Consider the following 15,187-nt stretch of genomic DNA (forward strand, 5'->3'; position numbering starts at 1 on the left):
TACAACTTCGCGCGCCGGCTCAAGACGCTCGCCAGCCATGGTCCTCGGACCGATGGCGGCCCATGGCTGGCCCTCACGCCTTACGAATACATCTGCAAGATCTGGACATCCGAGCGAGACAGATTCATCCTAAATTCGATCCACCAGATGCCGGGACTGAGCATCATCCAGACGTGCCTGACGATGAAGGTGCTGGTCGGCATGGCGCTGCGGAAAATCGAGCCATGGAAACGCCACTGGTCCAAGTGACCATGGCGAGGCGGGTTCGTCGAAAGCTTGTTGCGCCTGGTCGGACTTGGCTGGTCCGCTCCCGACTTCAGCACGCTGTCTCGCCGCCAGAAGGTACTGGCCGTAAACATCCCCTATCGCGGCTCCAAGGGACCGCTGCATCTGCTGATCGACAGCACCGGCATCAAGGACGAGGGCGAAGTGTGAAGAGGATCAGTAAACAGTCCAGTGGACTGTTTTCCCGACGAACGGCACGCACGCAAGCATGGCAGCCCCAAACGGCGGGTCTGGCGCAAGATCCACCTCGGATCGACGAGCAAACGCTGGAGGTCCGTGCCGTCTAGGTCACCGAAAGCCATATAGGCGACCCGCCGGTGTTGCGTGACCTTCTCGGCCAGCTTCCCGAGGATCAGGAGATTGATAGCGTGACGGCAGATGGCGCCTACGACACGCGCAAATGCTACGACGCGATCGCCAATCGTGGTGCCACGCTGTCATCCCACCGCGCAAGAACGCCCAACCATGGAAGACCGTCAGTACGCGACGACGAGGCCCTAGGCGGCGAGGCTTGCCGGCTGTGCGTGCCGCCAGGGCATGAGGTCTTCGATGCGGGATTTGGGGTGTCCGTCGAGGATGGCGCGGGACGTGCTCACCCAAATTCCCATGCGCAAACCATGCAAGATGCGCGTCGCTGTCGATCATTCGCTGTATTCATTGCGCACCCTCGTCGAACGGTGCTTCAACAAGCTGAAAAACGCACGCCGGGTCGCCACACGCTACGACAAAACTGCTGAAAGCTTCCTTGGCTTCATCGACATCACGTCTATCCGCCTCTGGGTTCGCCTATTGTCAACATGAGCTAGTCATTCGATTGCGCCTCGATTGCACGCGCGGGTTGTGGCAGGTTGGCCCCATCCCCGGAGGGCCGCGATGATCCGATACGTCCTGATGCTGGCGCTGCTGCTGCCCCTGTCCGCTCAGGCCGGGCCCTGGCCGCGAGAGGTCGGGCAGACCTTTGTGTCGCTGTCGGGCGAACGCAACCGCGCCGGGGCCAGCTATGCCTCGGCCTATGGTGAATACGGGCTGACCCCGCGCTCCACCCTGGGGGTGGAGTTGGGCCGAAGCGCGGGTGAGACGACCGCGATCCTGTGGTGGCAGCGCGCGCTGGATGATGGCCAAGGGGTCCACCGCATCGCGCTGCAATCGGGGGTGGGGGCGGTCCGGCGCGGCGACGACCTGCTGCCGCTGGCGCAGGGGGCGCTGTCTTGGGGGCGGGGGTTCGACCGGTGGGGCGGCGGATGGATGACCGCGCAGGTTCTGGCGCGCATGACCGGCGGCGCCCCCGACCCACGCAGCCCCGACATGCCGTCCCTTGCCGCCAGCTTTCTGACGGCCAAGCGGGTGGTCAAGGCCGACCTGACCCTGGGCCTGCGCCCGCGCGACGGGCTGATGGTCATCAACAGCCTGTGGCTGGAGGACCGCCAGGATGAGGGCTTTGCCGCCCGCCTGGCCCCGTCGCTGGTCTTTGACGCTCCCGGCCCGGTGCAGATCGAGTTGGGCGTGGTCCAGCCCCTGTCGGGCGGCGCCGAACAGGCGGTCAGGCTGGGCACATGGCTGGAGTTCTGACCTACAGCCGGTCGCGCCAGCGGTTCACCAGCGGATAGCGCCGATCCAGCCAGAAGGCGCGGGTGGAAATCCGCGGCCCGGGTGCGGCCTGATACCGCTTCCATTCGCTGACATAGAGCAGGGTCTCGACCTTGCGGACGGTGTCGGCGTCGAACCCCTGCGCGACCAGATCGGCCAATGACAGGTCCTGTTCCACCAGCCCGTCCAGGATCGCGTCCAGCACCTCATAGGGCGGCAGGCTGTCATCGTCGCGCTGGTCGGGGCGCAGCTCGGCCGACGGCGGCTTGGTGATGATCTGCGGGGGGATCACCTCTCCGGGCGCGCCCATCATCCAGTCGCGATGGTTGGCGTTGCGCCAGCGGCAGGTCTCGAACACCCGCGTCTTGTAGAGGTCCTTGATCGGGTTATAGCCGCCGGCCATGTCGCCATAGATGGTGGCATAGCCGACCGCGACCTCGGACTTGTTGCCGGTGGTCAGCAGCATCTCGTTGAACTTGTTGGATAAGGCCATCAGCATCACGCCGCGCAGGCGGGACTGGATGTTCTCTTCGGTGATGTCGGGCGCGGTGCCCTCCATCAGATGCGCCAAGGCGCCGCCGACCGCATCGCGCGCGCCGTCGATGCGCACGGTGTCCAGCCGCGCGCCAAGCCGTGTCGCGCAATCGGCGGCGTCATCCAGACTGGCTTGGGACGTATATTCCGACGGCAGCATCACGCAGCGCACGTTCTCGGGCCCGATCGCGTCGCAGGCGATGGTCGCGACCAGGGCGCTGTCGATGCCCCCCGACATGCCCAGCAACACCTTGCGGAAGCCCGATTTGCGCAGATAGTCGCGCAGGCCCAGCATCATGGCGTGGTAATCCTGCTCCCACGCGTCGGGCTGGGGCTCCATCAGGCCGGGCTCGGCGCGCCAGCCGTCGGGGCCACGGGTGAAATCGACATGCACCACGGCCTCCTGGAAGGCGGGCAGCTGCACGACCTTGTGGCCGCCCGGGTTCAGCACGAAGCTGGCCCCGTCATAGATCTGGTCGTCCTGACCGCCGACCATGTTCACATAGACAAGCGGCAACCCGGTTTCCACGACGCGGCCGACCATGTGGCCCATGCGCAGGTCCAGCTTGTCGCGGTGATAGGGGCTGCCGTTCGGCACGACCAGGATCTCGGCCCCGGTCTCGGCCAGGGTCTCGGCCACGTCCGGGTACCAGCTGTCCTCGCAGATCGGGCTGCCGATGCGGGCCGCGCCCACCGGATAGGGGCCGCTGATCGGGCCGCTGTCGAACAGGCGCAGCTCATCGAACAGCTGCTTGTAGGGCAGGTGATGCTTCAGCACCCGCGCGACCAGCGCGCCATCCCGGAACACCCACCACGCGTTGTACAGACGCCCGCCGTCGCGCCACGGGCCACCGATGCCGATGGCCGGGCCGCCCGTCAGCGACCGTCCCAGCTCCATGATCGCGGCCTCGGCCTGCACGACAAAGGCGGGTTTCAGCACCAGGTCCTGGGTCTGGTATCCGGTGATGAACATCTCGGGCAGGGCCAGCATGTCGGCGCCTGCGTCGCAGGCCTGCTCCCAGGCCGCGCGGGCGCGTGCCGCATTGCCGGGCAGGTCGCCTACGGTGGCGTTCAGCTGGCCGATGGTCAGGCGAAAGCGGTCGGTCATGCGGTGTTCCCCCGTGTCATGCCCCGGGGATAGCGGATCGTGACCGAGAGGAAAAGTCGGGCTTTGCGCCGGGCCGCCATCCGGGGTAAACCTGCGGCAAAACACCGTAAGGGGCGACAGGCGATGAAAGCGGCAATCGGCACGGTTCTGGCATGGGCGATCCTGGCGGCCCCCCTGGCGGCCCAGGTGATCACCAAGCAGTATGACGATGGCGGCGTCTATGAGGGCACCTTCCGCAACGGGCTGCAGCACGGTCAGGGCAGCTATGTCCTGCCCAACGGCTATCGCTACGAGGGCGATTGGGTCGAGGGCCAGATCATGGGTCAGGGCCGGGCGGAATTTCCGAACGGTTCGGTCTATGAGGGGCAGTTTGCGCGCGGCAAGCCCGACGGCCAGGGCACCATCACCTATGCCGATGGCGGCACCTATGAGGGCGCTTGGGTCGAGGGCGAGATCACCGGCCAGGGCATCGCGCGCTATGCCAATGGCTCGGTCTATGAGGGCAGCTTTGAGGGCGGGCTGCATCAGGGACAGGGCGTGCTGACCCAGGCCAACGGATACCGCTATGAGGGCGACTGGAGCGCCGGGGTCAAGGAGGGTCAGGGCAAGATCACCTATCCCGACGGCGCCACCTACGAGGGGGCGATGATGGCCGGGCAGCGGGCCGGGCGGGGCAGGCTGGTGATGGCCGACGGGCTGACCTATGACGGCATCTGGGCCGGGGGGCAGATGTCGGGCACCGGCGTGCTGGTCCAGGCCACGGGCGATCGCTACGAGGGCCAGCTGGAGGCCGGGCGCCGTCAGGGCCGCGGCGTCGCGACCTATGCCAATGGCGATGTCTATGACGGCGATTTCGCCAATGACCGCCGCCACGGGCAGGGCACCTTCACCGGCGCGGACGGCTATGTCTATGTCGGCGAATGGGCGCAGGGCCGGATGGAGGGCCGCGGCCAGATCACCTATCCCGACGGGTCGGTCTATCTGGGCCAGATGCGCGCCGACCGCCCCGATGGCACCGGCAAGATCACCTATGCCGACGGATCGACCTATGAGGGCCAATGGTCCGAGGGCGTCATCCAGGGCGAAGGTCGCGCCGCCTATGCCAACGGCATGGTCTATGAGGGGGGCTTCCGCAACGCCCGCAACGAGGGGCAGGGGCGCATGTCCTATCCCGACGGCTATGTCTATTCCGGCGCCTGGAAGGACGGCCAGCGTCACGGAGAGGGTCAGGCCACCTATCCCGACGGCACCGTCTATACCGGTGGTTTCGTCGACGGCCTGCGCGAGGGGCAGGGGCGGCTGACCACGCCCGACGGGTTCATCTATGAGGGCGGCTGGCGCGCCGGAGAGATCGACGGCACGGGCGTCGCGACCTATGCCAATGGCGACCGCTATGAGGGCACGTTCGCTGCGGGCAAGCGCCAGGGCCAGGGCGTCATGCGCTATGCCACCGGGCAGGTCGCGTCGGGCGAATGGCAGGACAATCGCCTGATCGAGGCAGATCAGGGATCGCCGGATGACGCCGCTGCCGCCCCCGACCTGCCGGCCGAGGCGCCGTGATGATGCGCAGGGCGCGGGTCACGGACCTGCCCGCGATCCTGGCGCTGCTGGCCGACGACCCCTTGGGCGCGGCGCGCGAGGACCCGACCGACATCGCGCGGTATCGCGCGGCGTTCGACCAGATCGACGCCGACCCCGCGCAACTGCTGGCCATCGCCGAGGTTGCGGGCCGCGTGGTGGGCACGCTGCAGCTGACCTTCATTCCGGGGCTGTCGCGCGGCGGGGCGCTGCGCGGTCAGATCGAGGCCGTGCGCGTCGCCCGCGACCAGCGCGGCGCGGGTCTGGGCCGGGCGATGATGGATTGGGCCATCGCGGAATGCCGCGACCGTGGCTGCGCGCTGGTGCAGCTGACGACCGACCGGGCGCGGCCCGAGGCGCACCGCTTCTATGACGGGCTGGGCTTTGTCCCGTCGCATCTGGGATACAAGTTGGCCCTGGCCTAGGCGGCGCGGTCGTCGCTGGTGAACAGGCCCTTCAGCGCGCGGCTGACCAGGTTGCCGACTTGGGGGCGCGGTTGCGCCAGGAACGGCAGGGGGCGGCAGACCTCCATCGCGGCGATGCCCACGCGGGCGGTCAGGGCGCCGTTCACCAGCCCCTCGCCAAAGCGGCGCGACAGCTTCGCCAGCATGCCCCCGCCCGCGACGGTCTGGATCAGGTCGTCGCCCGCCGCGACCGCGCCCGTGGCGATCAGATGCGTGATCACCGTGCGCGCCAGCCGCCAGCCGCCGACCGCACCGGCGCGCCCGCCATAGATCTCGGCCATGCGGCGGATCATGCGCAGGTTCGCGGCCAGCGCGGCGGCCACATCGGCCAGGGCCAGCGGGATCAGCGCGGTGGTGGCGGCGACGGTGCGGGCGGCGGCCTCGATCTCTCGGCGGGCCTGCTGGTCCAGGTTGGCCAGCAGCTCGGCCTCGGCCAGGGTCAGCAGGGTCTGGGCGTCAAAGGTCTCGGCCCGCCGTTCGGCCAGGCGCTGGCGCTGCCACTCCATCTCGGGGCGCTTGGCATAGAGCGCGACCAGACCGTCGGTGACCGCGCGGGCCTGATCCAGACTGTCCTGCGCCAGCGCGGCGCCCGCCTGACGCTGCAGCGCGTCGATGCGCGCCATGCGCCGCCAGGCCCGCCATTCGCGCAGCGCCATGCCCAGGGCCGCGACGGTGAAGATCGCGAACAGCGTCACCGCCACCCAGCCCAGCAACGGATAGCGCGTCAGCAGCCCGTTGATGAAATCCAGCGCCATCACCCCCAGAAGGAAGGTGAACAGCGCCGCCCCCGCATTCAGGAACAGCCGCGTCAGCCGCGACGGAGGCCGCCCGACCAGCCGCGCCACCATCTGCATCGTGCGCGGCTGCGGCAGGGGGGCCGTGCCCTCGTCGATGGCGGGGGCGTCGGCGGGGTTGGGGGGATCGTCGGCGCGGGTCTCGCTGCGGGGCGGGCGTGAGGGGCCTGCGCCAGCCTCGTCCAGCGGCATCAGGACCGGGCCGCGCGGGCGTTTGGGGGCGTCCGTCTTAGTGGTGTCGGTCACAGGCGGTCTCCGATCAGGAATTCGGCGGCGCGGTCCAGCCGGATATGGGGCGGGCCGTCGCCGGGGCGCGTGGTCAGCGGCGCGGGGGCAAAGTTCATGATCGCGTAATCGGCATCCAGCCAGGCCTGCGCGCCCTGCCGCGCCGGATGCAGCAGCACGGCCGGATCGGCGGGCAGTTCGCCCGGAAAGAAGGCCGCGTGACGCCCGTCCAGCAGGCGGCCGCGCACGGCGGGCAGGTCGCCATCCTCCTGCGCGATCATGTCCTCGGTCGTGGCGCGCAGGGCGGCGATGGCCATGGCCTCGGTCCGGGCGCCCTGGAAATCGGCGCGGTCGCGCGCCTCGCGCAGCATCGCGGCCAGGATGGCGGTCAGGCGGTTGTGCTGGACGTGATGCAGGTGGTCGGCCTTGGTCGCCGCGAACAGGATGCGCTCCACCCGGCGCGTGCCCAGCAGCTGGCCCAGCCAGCCCGCGCGACCGGGGCGGAAGGCAGACAGGATGTCGGCCATGGCGCGGCGCATGTCCTCGACCGCGCGGGGGCCTTGATGGATCGCACCCAGCACATCGACCAGCACGACCTGACGGTCGATCCGGGCGAAATGGTCGCGAAAGAAGGGCCGCACCACCCGCGATTTGTAGGCGTCAAAGCGGCGGCGGAATTCGCGCCCCAGACGGGTGGTCTGTAGGTCGGGCGGCAGGGGGGCGAAGGTCAGCGCGGGCGATCCGGCCAGTTCGCCCGGGATCAGAAAGCGGCCGGGCGTGCAATCGGACCAGCCCGCATCGCGCGCCGCGTTCAGATGCGCGGTATAGATGTCGGCCAGGCCCTGCGCCTGCGGTTCGGTAAAGCTGTCGTCGCGGGACTGGGCCGCCAGCGCCGCCTGAAAGCGGTCGGCGCCGGGGCGGCCCGGCATGCGGTCCAGGACCTCGGCCGACCATTGGGCGAAATCGCGCTCCATCAGGCGCAGGTCCAGCAGCCATTCGCCGGGATAGTCCACGATGTCCAGATGCAGGTTGCGGGTGCCGCGCAGGCCCAGGAACCCGCCCCCTTCCAACCGCAGCGACAGGCGCAACTGGCTGACATGGCGGGTGCCGTCGGGCCAGTGCGGGTCGGGACCGGTCAGCGCCGCCAGATGACGTTCGAAATCGAACCGCGGGATGGTGTCGTCGGGCTGGGGCTGCAGCCACACGGCCTTGAGCCGCCCGTCTGCGGCCGCGCGCAGGGACTGCATGCGGCCCCGTTCCAGAAGGTTCGCCACCAGCGCGGTGATGAACACCGTCTTGCCGGCCCGCGACAGGCCGGTCACGCCGATGCGCACCACCGGGTCGCCCAGGCCCAGGCCCTCCATCATGTCGCTGCCGATGCCCATGTTCACCCCTGTTCTTGCCGCGAGACCTAACGCCGCCGTCGGAAGATAGGTCCGCGACCGGCGGAAGTGTAGCGTCGCGATTGTGCCGGCCCGCCCTGCAACGCTAGAAGGCGGGGATGACGGATGCCTTGCCCATCGACGACGCCCTGCCCGCGCTGTGCGCGGCGATCCGCAGCCATGGCCGCGCGGTGCTGGTGGCCCCGCCGGGTGCGGGCAAGACGACGCGGGTGCCGCTGGCGCTGATGGATCAGATCGCGGGCCGCATCCTGATGCTGGAGCCGCGCCGCCTGGCCGCCCGCGCCGCCGCAGAACGGCTGGCGCAGTCCCTGGGCGAGGCCGTGGGCGGTCAGGTCGGATACCGGATGCGCGGAGAGTCGGTCCCGGGCCGTCGCATCGAGGTGGTGACCGAGGGCATCCTGACGCGGATGATCCAGACCGACCCCGCGCTGGAAGGGATCGGCTGCGTGATCTTTGACGAGTTTCACGAACGCAGCCTGAATGCGGATCTGGGCCTGGCGCTGGTCTGGGAGGCGCGGGGCGCGCTGCGCGAGGATCTGGCGGTGCTGGTCATGTCGGCCACGCTGGATGCGGGGCCGGTGGCGGCGCTGCTGGACGCAGCACCCGTCGTGACGTCCGAGGGGCGCGCCTTTCCGGTCGAGACGCGCTGGCTGGACCGGCCCTTGCCTGCAGGCGGGCGGCTGGCGGATGATGCCGCGCGCCTGATCGCGCGGGCCGAGGCTGAGACGCGAGAGACGGGCGGGTCGATCCTGGCCTTTTTGCCCGGAGAGGGAGAGATCCGCCGCGTGATGGCGGCCCTGTCGGGCACGGGGTGCGATCTGGTGCCGCTGTATGGCGCGCTGCATGCGGCGGCGCAGCGGGCGGCGCTGGCGCCTGCGGGGGCGGTGCGGCGGATCGTGCTGGCGACGGCGATTGCCGAGACCTCGCTGACCATCCCCGGCGTGCGGGTGGTGGTGGATGCGGGGCGCGCGCGGCGGGCGCGGTTCGATCCGGGCAGCGGCATGTCGCGGCTGGTGACCGAGCGTGTCAGCCGGGCCGAGGCCGAACAGCGGCGCGGCCGTGCGGGGCGCGTGGCGCCGGGCATCTGTTACCGCATGTGGGCGCGGGCCGAGGAGGGGGCGCTGCCCGCCTTTGCGCCGCCCGAGATCACCGTGGCCGACCTGACCGGCCTGGCGCTGGAACTGGCGGTCTGGGGGGCGGGGGCGGCCGATCTGGCGTTCCTGACACCGCCGCCTGACGCTGCGCTGGCCGAGGCGCGGGCGCTGCTGGGCGATCTGGGCGCGCTGGACGGGGACGGGCGGATCACGGCGCATGGGCGGGTGCTGGCGCGGCTGCCGCTGCATCCGCGTCTGGCGCATATGCTGGCGCTGGCCGGGCCTGCGGCCGCCGATCTGGCGGCGCTGTTGTCGGATCGCGATCCGTTGCGGGGCGCGGGCGCGGATCTGGAGCATCGGCTGCGGGCGATCCGCGATCCGGCTGCGCGGGCGGCGTTCGAAGTGAACCGGCAGGGCATCGAGAGGATCAGGGCCGAGGCCAAGCGGCTGCGGCGGTTTGTTGCGTCCCGCGACGACGGGGGGGACGATGTCCCCCCCGCACCCCCCCTGGCGCCCCTGTCGGCGGGCGGCATGGCTTCGCTGGCCTATCCCGACCGGATCGGGCTGCGCCGCAAGGGCGTTGATGCGCGGTTCGTGCTGTCGGGCGGTAAGGGGGCGGTGCTGCCTGCCGATGACGGGCTGGCCGCGCAGAGGCTGGTCGTGGCGCTGGACCTGGACGGGGATCAGCGCGAAGCCCGCATCAGGCTGGCCGCGCGGCTGGACGAGGGCGATCTGCGCGCGCTGCATGGCGACCGGATCGGCCAGCAGGCGGTCTGCGCATGGTCGCGCCGCGAGGGCCGGATCGTGGCGCGCCTGCAGGAGCGGCTTGGCGCGCTGGTGCTGTCGGAACGGCCCTGGCCCGACGCGCCGCCCGAGGCAATGGCCGCCGCGGCACTGGAGGGGTTGCGCCTGGACGGGCTGTCCTGGACCCCCGCTGCGGCGCGCCTTCGGGCGCGGATCGCGCTGGTGCCAGGGCTGGGGCCTGTCTCGGATGCGGATCTGCTGGCGGACGGGGCTTGGCTGTTGCCCTGGCTGGGCCGGGTGCGCAGCCTGTCCGACCTGCGCGGGCTGGATCTGGTCGAGCCGTTGAAGGCGCGCATCGGGTGGGAGGGCCAGCAGCGTCTGGACCGCGAGGCGCCGGGGCAGTTCACGACGCCCCTGGGACGCCGGGTGCCGATCGATTACAGCGGCGAGGACCCCTCGATCGAGCTGCGCCTGCAGGAGCTGTTCGGCGTCACCCGCCACCCCGTCGTGGGCGGGCGGCCGCTGCGCATCACGCTGTTGTCGCCGGGGGGCAAGCCGGTGCAGGTGACGATGGACCTGCCGGGGTTCTGGGCCAGCTCTTATGCCGATGTCAGAAAGGACATGCGCGGCCGCTATCCGCGCCATCCCTGGCCGGAGGACCCGACCGCCGCCGATCCGACCGTGCGGGCCAAGCCGCGCGGGACCTAGGCGACGGGACCTAGTCCACCGGGCGGATCAGCTTCGCGTCCAGCACGCGCAGCACCTGCGCCAGGTCATGGCCGCGTTTCAGGATGCGCCCGTCCATGGCGATCACCGCATAGGCGCCTTGGGCCGCGCGCAGCCGGGGGCGTTTCTCGATCCGGTAGAGGGGGTTTTCGGCGGCGCGGCGGAAGACGCTGAACACCGCCGCGTCGCGCAGGAAGGACATTCCGTAATCGCGCCATTCGCCCGCGGCCACGAAGCGGCCATAGGTCGACAGGATCAGGTTCAGTTCCTTGCGGTCGAACACCACGCGGTCGGCATCGGGCGGAGGGGCGTGCATCATGTCGGAATGGTGACACCCCGCCGCGGCCTGCGCAACGCGAAACGGATCAGAAGCAGCTGACCTTGGTGATGCGGCCGTTGGGGCCGTATTCGATGTTCAGCCGGTCGGGGCGGAAATCGGCGGTGACCATGTCCTCGGGGCCGATGACGCGGGTGCCCAGGGGAAAGTTCATCGCCGACAGCGCGGTGCGCGGCTGGCCGATCAGGCCCTGGTACCCGGCGGCGCCGCATTCGTCGGCAGCCGCGGGCGGGGTCACGGGCTGGACCGCGACGGGCTCGCAGGCGGCCAGGGCGGTGACGGCAAGGATCAGGGCAAGCGTGGTCTTGTGCATCGGGGTCATCCGCAATCGATCTTGGTGATGGTGCCTGCCGCATCCAGGCGGAAGACGATCCGGTTGGGGTCATAGTCCTGGGGTTCGATCCCGCGATACTCGACCACGCGATAGGTCCGGCTGAGGCCGAGCGTCGGGATGCTGCTGCCCGGCTGTCCCACGCTGGAGGCATAGGTGCTGGCCTTGCACAGGTCGGGCTGGCGTTCGGTCAGCCCGCTGATGCCGGTGGCGGGGGCGGGCATGTCCATGCCCACGGGCATGGCCGCCGGAACGGGCACGGGGGAGGGATAGGCCATCGGCGCGGCTGCGGGATAGGCGACGGGCGCCATCTGGGGCGCGGGTGCGACCTGTGGTACGGGGGCATAGGCCGGGGCCGCGTAATATCCGCCGCCCGGCGGCATCCGGCTGGCCGATGAGGCGCATCCCTGCGCCAGCATCACCAGTCCTGCGGCCGTCGCGGCCCGAAACATCCATCCCGTGCGGATCATCGCCTGTTACCCCTGCCGGTCCTGTCCCGGACCTTGTCGCAGTCACCATAGGCCCGCGCTGGGCCCTTGAGAACCCGGCATTTCAATCACGTTTCGATCATCGCAGGAATGCCACAGCGACCCCCGCCAGCGGGCCGATCAGCGGCGGCCTGCGGCATGGGCTGACAGGAACAGCTGGGCCGCTTCGGCGGCGATGCGGTCGGCCGGTGGCGCCTTGCCGGTCAGCAGGGCGGGCTGCTGGACCTGGGTCGTGACCAGGGTCACCAGCTGGCGTGCCGATTGCCCATGGTCATGGGCGGCGAGCTGGCCGGTCTCGATCCAGCCGGCGATCATGCGGGCCAGGGGGGCGACCACGCGGTCGGTCATCATCGCCTCAAAGCTGGCGGCCTCTTGCGGAAAGCGCGTGGCCTCGGCGGTGACGCTGCGCAGCAGCTCCAGCCGGGGCGCGGAGAGCGCCCATTGCGCCAGCTGGGTCAGGATCGCGGGCAGGGCATCGGCCACGGGGCCGGTGCGGTCCGTGTCGAAGGGCGCCTGACGGAACGCGCTGTCCGACGTGGCCCGCAGCACCTCGCGGAACATCAGCGACTTTTCGGGAAAATAGCTGTAAAGGGTCGCCTTGGAGACGCGCGCGGCCCGGGCGATGTCATCCACGCTGGCCCCCGCATAGCCATCGCGCAGAAAGATCGCAGCCGCGCCGTCACGCACCTGGTCAAACTTGCGTCCCCGCGTGATCACGGCGGGGTTTGGGTGCATTGACATGTTCATCGTTACTATCCTCGTTTCCGTCCGAACCCGCGCGCTGTCCGAACGGTTCAATCGTAGCGTAATTAATCGTGTGTAAGGTAGGCGACAGTATGAGGCAGAGGCAAGCAATCGCTCAGCCCGACCATCGTATCTCGGTCACTTTTCCGTCCGATCGCCTGTGGCGGGGCGTCGCGGATTGGCCTAGCGTGCGGTCAATCGACCTTGCGCCGTGATCAGGAGGAAGCAGCCAATGTCCGTCAATACGACCTCGTTCCGGGATTCGGTGGATCGCATGTTCACCCATGCCGCGGGCCTGATGAGCCTTGCGCCCGGGCTGGAGGAGAAGATCCGCGTCTGCAACTCGACCTATACGGTGCGCTTCGGGGTGCGGCTGCGCGGGTCGATCCACACGTTCACCGGATACCGGTCCGTCCATTCCGAACATATGGAGCCGGTCAAGGGCGGCATCCGCTATTCGCTGGACGTGAACCAGGACGAGGTCGAGGCGCTGGCCGCCCTGATGACCTACAAATGCGCGCTGGTCGAGGTGCCGTTCGGCGGATCGAAGGGGGGCCTGTGCATCGACCCCCGCGCCTGGAACGAGGATGAGCTGGAGCGGATCACCCGCCGTTTCACCTATGAGCTGTCGCGCAGGAACCTGATCTCTCCGTCGCAGAACGTGCCCGCGCCCGACATGGGCACCGGAGAGCGCGAGATGGCCTGGATGGCCGACGCCTACAAGCGGCTGCATCCCGATGACATCAACGCCAAGGCTTGCGTCACCGGCAAGCCGCGCACTGCGGGCGGCATCGACGGGCGGGTCGAGGCCACGGGGCGCGGCGTGCAATATGCGCTGCGCGAATTCTTTCGCCATGACGACGTGATGACCAAGGCGGGGCTGACCGGCACGCTCGCGGGCAAGCGGGTCGTGGTGCAGGGTCTGGGCAACGTGGGCTATCACGCGGCGCAGTTCCTGTCGGCCGAGGATCAGTGCCTGGTCACCTGCGTGATCGAGCGCGACGGGGTGATCCGCAATCCGCAGGGCATCAACATCGACGCGCTGCGCGGCCACATCCGCGCGACCGGCGGCGTCAAGGGCTTCATCGGCGGCGATTTCACCGAGGACGGCCTGCGCGCGCTGGAGGATGAATGCGACATCCTGATCCCGGCGGCGGTCGAGAGCGTGATCGACGCCGAGAATGCCGGCCGCATCCGCTGCAAGCTGATCATCGAGGCGGCGAACGGTCCCGTGACCGCCGACGGCGACGAGATCCTGCGCGAGAAGGGCATTGTCGTCATTCCCGACATGTATGCCAACGCGGGTGGCGTGACGGTGTCCTATTTCGAATGGGTCAAGAACCTGTCCCAGATCAGCCTGGGCCGGCTGGAGCGCCGCCACGAGGAGGCCCGCGCGCGCATGATCGTCGAGGAGCTGGAGCGGCTGTCGGCCGATACCGGGCTGAACTGGACGCTGTCCAAGGGCTTCAAGGAGAGCTTTCTGACCGGCGCGGACGAGCTGGAGCTGGTGCGGTCGGGTCTGGACGACACGATGCGGACCTCGTTCCAGAAGATGAAGGAGGTCTGGACCGCCAATCCCAAGGTGCGCGACATGCGCACGGCGGCCTATGTCGTGGCGATCCGGCGGATTTCCAACGTCTATAATTCGTTGGGGCTGTAGAAAGGGGGGCGCTGCCCCCCGTCCTGCGGACCCCCCCCGGGATATTTTTCTGAAGAAGAAGAGTTCAGGGGCGGGGGGCGGCGGCGCGGCGCAGGCGGTCGTTGATCGCCTGGCCCAGGCCGTGATCGGGGATCGGCGCGACCGAGATCGGGCGGCCCAGGGCATCGGCGCGTCTGAGCAGATCGAAGAGACGGGCGGCGGCTTGGGTCAGGTCGCCGGTGTCGGACAGGCTGAACGGGCCGGGGCTGCCGAAGGACAGGTGCGTTTCGCCGGGTTCCGGGGTTGCGTTCAGGCGCAGCGTGGCGCGGGGGGCGTAGTGGCTGGAGAGCTGTCCGGGCGCGTTCGGGGCGGCAGGGTCGGCCTGATGGGTGGCCAGGGGTTCGCCCAGGGCGGCGGCGATCGCCTCGGCCGGGATGCCGCCGGGGCGCAGCAGGGTGGCGCGGCCCTCGGGCCAGCCGATGATCGTCGATTCGACTCCGACCGGGCAGGGGCCGCCGTCCAGCACCGCGGCGATGCGTCCGTCGAGCCCTCCATCGGGGTCCAGCACGTGATCGGCCGTGGTCGGGCTGATCCGCCCCGAGGTATTGGCCGAGGGTGCCGCCAGGGGCAGCCCTGACAGGCGCAGCAGCGATTGCGCCACAGGATGGGCAGGGACGCGGATGCCGATCGTGTCCAGCCCCGCCGTCACCAGCCCCGCGATGCCCGCATCGGCGCGCAAGGGCACGACCAGCGTCAGCGCGCCCGGCCAGAAGGCGCGCGCCAGCGCCAGCGCCTGTGGCGGCAGATGCGCCAGCCGTTGGGCCGCCGCCAGGTCCGCGACATGCACGATCAGCGGGTTGAAGCTGGGCCGGCCCTTGGCCTGATAGATGCGCGCCACCGCCGCCCCGTTGCGGGCATCGGCGGCCAGGCCATAGACCGTTTCGGTGGGAATGGCGACGCTGGCGCCCTGCGCCAGCAGTGCGGCGGCGCGGGCCAGTCCGGCGGCATCGGGGGACAGTCGCAGGGTCTGCATTCGTGACGCGGGGTTTCTGTTGAGCCTGAGGGGATCGCGGCCCAAGATGCCGCCTGACGCCCGTAGATAGACG

Annotated in this window: 13 protein-coding genes and 2 pseudogenes; 7 read left to right on the forward strand and 8 right to left on the reverse strand. The window is 69.8% G+C overall.

What is annotated here, in order from left to right; genetic code table 11:
• Positions 1-165: 165 nt before the first annotated feature.
• The 3 genes and pseudogenes from FA740_RS02830 to FA740_RS02845 form a co-directional block, all read left to right on the forward strand.
• A pseudogene (locus tag FA740_RS02830) lies at positions 166-766 on the forward strand (IS5 family transposase); the annotation flags it as partial.
• A 101-nt stretch (positions 767-867) separates the two neighbouring features.
• Positions 868-1,086, forward strand: a pseudogene (locus tag FA740_RS02840) (IS5/IS1182 family transposase); the annotation flags it as partial.
• Positions 1,087-1,158: 72 nt separating this feature from the next.
• Positions 1,159-1,854 carry a hypothetical protein gene (locus FA740_RS02845; protein ID WP_136855275.1) on the forward strand — a complete coding sequence of 232 codons (696 nt, stop codon included), beginning with the start codon at positions 1,159-1,161 and terminating at the stop codon, positions 1,852-1,854.
• Between the two features lies 1 nt (position 1,855).
• Here FA740_RS02845 and FA740_RS02850 read toward each other — a convergent pair whose 3' ends face one another.
• On the reverse strand, positions 1,856-3,514 hold the full coding sequence (locus FA740_RS02850; RefSeq protein ID WP_136855276.1) for an NAD+ synthase: 1,659 nt from the start codon (positions 3,512-3,514) through the stop codon (positions 1,856-1,858).
• 123 nt (positions 3,515-3,637) lie between these two features.
• Here FA740_RS02850 and FA740_RS02855 point away from each other — a divergent pair, with 123 nt between their 5' ends.
• Positions 3,638-5,074: an MORN repeat-containing protein gene (locus FA740_RS02855; protein WP_136855277.1), complete on the forward strand. Its 1,437-nt coding sequence runs from the start codon at positions 3,638-3,640 to the stop codon at positions 5,072-5,074.
• Positions 5,074-5,517 carry a GNAT family N-acetyltransferase gene (locus FA740_RS02860; RefSeq protein WP_136855278.1) on the forward strand — a complete coding sequence of 148 codons (444 nt, stop codon included), beginning with the start codon at positions 5,074-5,076 and terminating at the stop codon, positions 5,515-5,517. The genes FA740_RS02855 and FA740_RS02860 overlap by 1 nt, the downstream gene beginning before the upstream one ends.
• Here FA740_RS02860 and FA740_RS02865 read toward each other — a convergent pair.
• Both FA740_RS02865 and FA740_RS02870 read right to left on the reverse strand, forming a co-directional pair.
• On the reverse strand, positions 5,514-6,542 hold the full coding sequence (locus FA740_RS02865) for a YcjF family protein (protein ID WP_136855477.1): 1,029 nt from the start codon (positions 6,540-6,542) through the stop codon (positions 5,514-5,516). The two genes, FA740_RS02860 and FA740_RS02865, sit on opposite strands and share 4 nt — an antisense overlap.
• 50 nt (positions 6,543-6,592) lie before the next feature.
• On the reverse strand, positions 6,593-7,960 hold the full coding sequence (locus FA740_RS02870; protein ID WP_136855279.1) for a YcjX family GTP-binding protein: 1,368 nt from the start codon (positions 7,958-7,960) through the stop codon (positions 6,593-6,595).
• 116 nt (positions 7,961-8,076) lie between these two features.
• Here FA740_RS02870 and hrpB point away from each other — a divergent pair, with 116 nt between their 5' ends.
• Positions 8,077-10,524, forward strand: a complete 2,448-nt coding sequence (hrpB, locus tag FA740_RS02875; protein WP_136855280.1) for an ATP-dependent helicase HrpB — start codon at positions 8,077-8,079, stop codon at positions 10,522-10,524.
• Positions 10,525-10,534: 10 nt separating this feature from the next.
• On the opposite strand, the gene FA740_RS02880 is transcribed toward hrpB, so the two are convergent.
• The 4 genes from FA740_RS02880 to FA740_RS02895 form a co-directional block, all read right to left on the reverse strand.
• Entirely contained in the window at positions 10,535-10,861 is a 327-nt protein-coding gene (locus FA740_RS02880) for a DUF2794 domain-containing protein (protein ID WP_136855281.1), read from the reverse strand.
• Positions 10,862-10,907: 46 nt separating this feature from the next.
• Complete coding sequence (locus FA740_RS02885; protein ID WP_246053432.1) at positions 10,908-11,201, reverse strand: I78 family peptidase inhibitor; 294 nt, start codon at positions 11,199-11,201, stop codon at positions 10,908-10,910.
• A complete protein-coding gene (locus tag FA740_RS02890) occupies positions 11,198-11,680 on the reverse strand; it encodes a hypothetical protein (RefSeq protein ID WP_246053434.1) in 483 nt (160 codons plus the stop codon). The genes FA740_RS02885 and FA740_RS02890 overlap by 4 nt, the downstream gene beginning before the upstream one ends.
• 138 nt (positions 11,681-11,818) lie before the next feature.
• The gene (locus FA740_RS02895; RefSeq protein ID WP_136855282.1) at positions 11,819-12,445 is read right to left on the reverse strand and encodes a TetR/AcrR family transcriptional regulator; all 627 of its coding nucleotides are present in this window, start codon (positions 12,443-12,445) and stop codon (positions 11,819-11,821) included.
• 229 nt (positions 12,446-12,674) lie between these two features.
• Between FA740_RS02895 and FA740_RS02900 the strand changes: the two genes are divergently transcribed.
• Positions 12,675-14,102 carry a Glu/Leu/Phe/Val family dehydrogenase gene (locus FA740_RS02900; protein ID WP_136855283.1) on the forward strand — a complete coding sequence of 476 codons (1,428 nt, stop codon included), beginning with the start codon at positions 12,675-12,677 and terminating at the stop codon, positions 14,100-14,102.
• A gap of 64 nt (positions 14,103-14,166) precedes the next feature.
• Here the strand turns inward: FA740_RS02900 and FA740_RS02905 are convergent, their stop codons facing one another.
• A complete protein-coding gene (locus tag FA740_RS02905; RefSeq protein ID WP_136855284.1) occupies positions 14,167-15,114 on the reverse strand; it encodes an L-threonylcarbamoyladenylate synthase in 948 nt (315 codons plus the stop codon).
• Positions 15,115-15,187 lie beyond the last annotated feature (73 nt).

The sequence above is a fragment of the Paracoccus hibiscisoli genome (assembly GCF_005048265.1).
Lineage (GTDB): Bacteria > Pseudomonadota > Alphaproteobacteria > Rhodobacterales > Rhodobacteraceae > Paracoccus > Paracoccus hibiscisoli.